The sequence below is a fragment of the Agathobaculum sp. LCP25S3_E8 genome (assembly GCF_052117165.1).
Taxonomy (GTDB): Bacteria; Bacillota; Clostridia; order Oscillospirales; family Butyricicoccaceae; genus Agathobaculum.
The window spans coordinates 1-2,688 of sequence record NZ_JBQKJR010000122.1 but is presented as its reverse complement, the minus strand read 5'-3'; the positions used below and the strand labels follow the sequence as shown (position 1 = coordinate 2,688).

Here is a 2,688-nt window from a genome sequence, read left to right as displayed (position 1 = left end):
CATGAACATGAAGCATCTGGAGGCGACCGTTGAGGATGCCTCCATTGCTGGCTGACTTCATTCATAACAGAGTCTGCGAACTAAAGTGCGAAAAATTCTTGACACGACCTAGTATTTACATGCTTGGTTTTTTCTGTTATTATATATAGTATATAGCAGAATGGACGGACGAAAGATTATGGCTAAGCAGATTGTGTTTAACAAGCAGAAACAATCTTTTACTTATCAGAAAGTATTAGACCAAAAGAACAATAGCGGTGCGCCAGAAATTGAGTTCAAATTTATTGTAGAGCGCAAGAAGTCTGCTCAGAACGGTAGGGAGCGGCTTGTTATCACGGCATTAGATAGGGATGGTAAAGAGACCGGAAAAATATCTGCTGCAATGCCCAAGCTAGTTGATAATTTATTATCCTTACGCGAATATGGCGTTATCGCGTCCCGGATTGTTTTCACGGATTTAGCAAAGTGCATTGAAAACAATTATTATGATTTGAAATGCGAAAGCTTTGATGATGAGGGAACCATCAGTGGTGAGGTATTAAACGCTATTCTGGCGATGGTAACAGACTGTATCGCAGAGGGAATGGCATTCTCAACCACAATAAAAGGTGAGATGTGTTATAATATCCCTGTAAAAGAATTTCAGGACTTGATAAGGGATAGCGAGTATGCTGCGATAGACCTAACGGAGTTAAAGAGACAGTTGAAGCAGAAAGGTTATACAAAGTGTAGCACTGGAAGATATGACTGCACGGTAAAGGAACCTGAGAAAGACAAAGCGATAAAGGTTATGTCATTTCGAAAGAGCGCATTACCAGAGTTACCGGAATTACCAACATCGGAAACGGATAAATGAGTAATGAAAACGCTATCTATGTTCAGCTACTTTGGTGGCAAAGCAAAACTAGCCCCATTGATCTGTGATTTGATCGATTATAAGAATACAGATACATACATAGAGATGTTTGGTGGCGCGTGTAGGGTTTTGCTGAATAAAGCGCGGCATGATTTGGAAATATACAATGATTCCTCTGCTGGCCTGTGTGCGTTTGTTAGCATGATGAGCAATCAGGACACAGCACATGAATTGATTGCCCGGCTCTATGAAACGGAATATAGTCAGGAACAATTTGATTGGGCATTAGATATCCGTAATAAAGTTGATGATAATATAGGTGCCCAGATTTCTGACGAGCTAATGCGTTTTTTCAAGTACGTAGCGCAAAAGAAAAAGAAATGTCTACACTACCAGCTAAATCCTGAAGAAAGGGCGAAAGCTGAATATATTCTTGAAAAGTGGAAAAAATTTAGGGTGCATTATGATTTGTTTCATGCAATTCGAGATGCATATGAATTACAGTCACAAGATACGCAATCATCGTCAGGACATGAAGAGCAAGGTGAAAATAAAAAGGAAGATTTTTGGGATTACGTGAGAGGTCTTCTCCAAAGTGAAAATGAAACGGAACGTTTGGAGGCTTGGAAATACGCGGCCGATCTGATCCGAGGTAAAAATGGAATAGAATATTTAGATGTTTGGGACTACGTGACAGATCGTCCACAAGCTGAAATATATGGCATTTCGGAAATCGACCTTGCAGTAGCTACATACGTGGTATATGCACAAAGCCGTGACGCAATGGGAAAGTATTGGACTTCGTACAAGTATAAGAGCCAAGAAGCATATTATAGACAAATTGATCGACTGTATGATGTTGCTGATAGGTTAGAGGGTGTCCAAGTAAACCAAGTAGATGCACTTGACTATTGTCGTGATAATGCTTGTATATTAAGTAGTCCGGATGTGTTCTGTTATGCTGACCCAAGTTATCTTAATGGTGAAAAAGATTTAGGTTGTGGGGTTTATAAGCATCCTTCTGACTATAAAGATCACGAATTGTTTTTGGACAGGGTACATAACGCAAAATGTAAAATGATTATCAGCAATTATGATAATGAGTTATATAATAAATACCTGCGTGGTTGGAACAAAATTGAAATCCCCACAAAGACCTCTGTTGGTGGTAAAGCAGACAACAGACGAACAGAGGTGTTGTGGTATAACTATTCCATATAAAGAAAGAGCCTATTAACATGATGTTAATAGGCTCTTTAGTATAAGGAATGAATGTGCAATCAGATCAAATTAACTTAATAATTCCTTACATAATCACCATAGTTTATCACTCGTCCCAGCGTTACAATATGCAAGCATCAAGAGAAAACCAATAGAAAAGGAGAAACAAGACCATGTGCAAAGTATTGATTAACGAAGTGATGCTTGGTAAACGGAGCGTTGGGTTTGAATGCTACTCTACCGAGAACAAGGACATGGTGGGTATGACAGCCAAGCAAATCAAAAATGCCATCAAAGAAGGAAATGCAGTCCTTGGGTTTCAGCTGGATAGCAGTGGGCAATTAGCAGTAGACAGGGAGTTTTGTAATAACTATATGGTTAAGACAGGTATTGGATCTCTCTCCCCCAAGTTCGAAAGTGATTGCATCGTCAACATCATGTATACTGTGGTCGGGAAAGTCGGTACAGAGTATGAGGTAGTGTCCAGCAGGTTCTTTCACGGTATGGAGTGATACAATAAAACCGCACACCCAAGGTGGTATAATGAAGAACAGAAAGGGTGTTGAAGATGGGACAGAAATACAGTGCAGAATACAAGGCAGACGTGCTGA

The 2,688-nt window shown here is 39.8% G+C and carries 3 protein-coding genes; all 3 read left to right on the top strand.

The genetic code is table 11. The annotated features are described in order from the left end of the window. Positions 1 to 178 precede the first annotated feature (178 nt). Positions 179 to 856 carry a hypothetical protein gene (locus ACTQ34_RS17750; RefSeq protein ID WP_441364927.1) on the top strand — a complete coding sequence of 226 codons (678 nt, stop codon included), beginning with the start codon at positions 179 to 181 and terminating at the stop codon, positions 854 to 856. A 3-nt stretch (positions 857 to 859) separates the two neighbouring features. After that, positions 860 to 2,077 carry a DNA adenine methylase gene (locus ACTQ34_RS17745; RefSeq protein ID WP_441364926.1) on the top strand — a complete coding sequence of 406 codons (1,218 nt, stop codon included), beginning with the start codon at positions 860 to 862 and terminating at the stop codon, positions 2,075 to 2,077. Between the two features lie 173 nt (positions 2,078 to 2,250). Next, positions 2,251 to 2,589: a hypothetical protein gene (locus tag ACTQ34_RS17740; RefSeq protein WP_441364925.1), complete on the top strand. Its 339-nt coding sequence runs from the start codon at positions 2,251 to 2,253 to the stop codon at positions 2,587 to 2,589. The last annotated feature ends 99 nt before the right edge of the window (positions 2,590 to 2,688 follow it).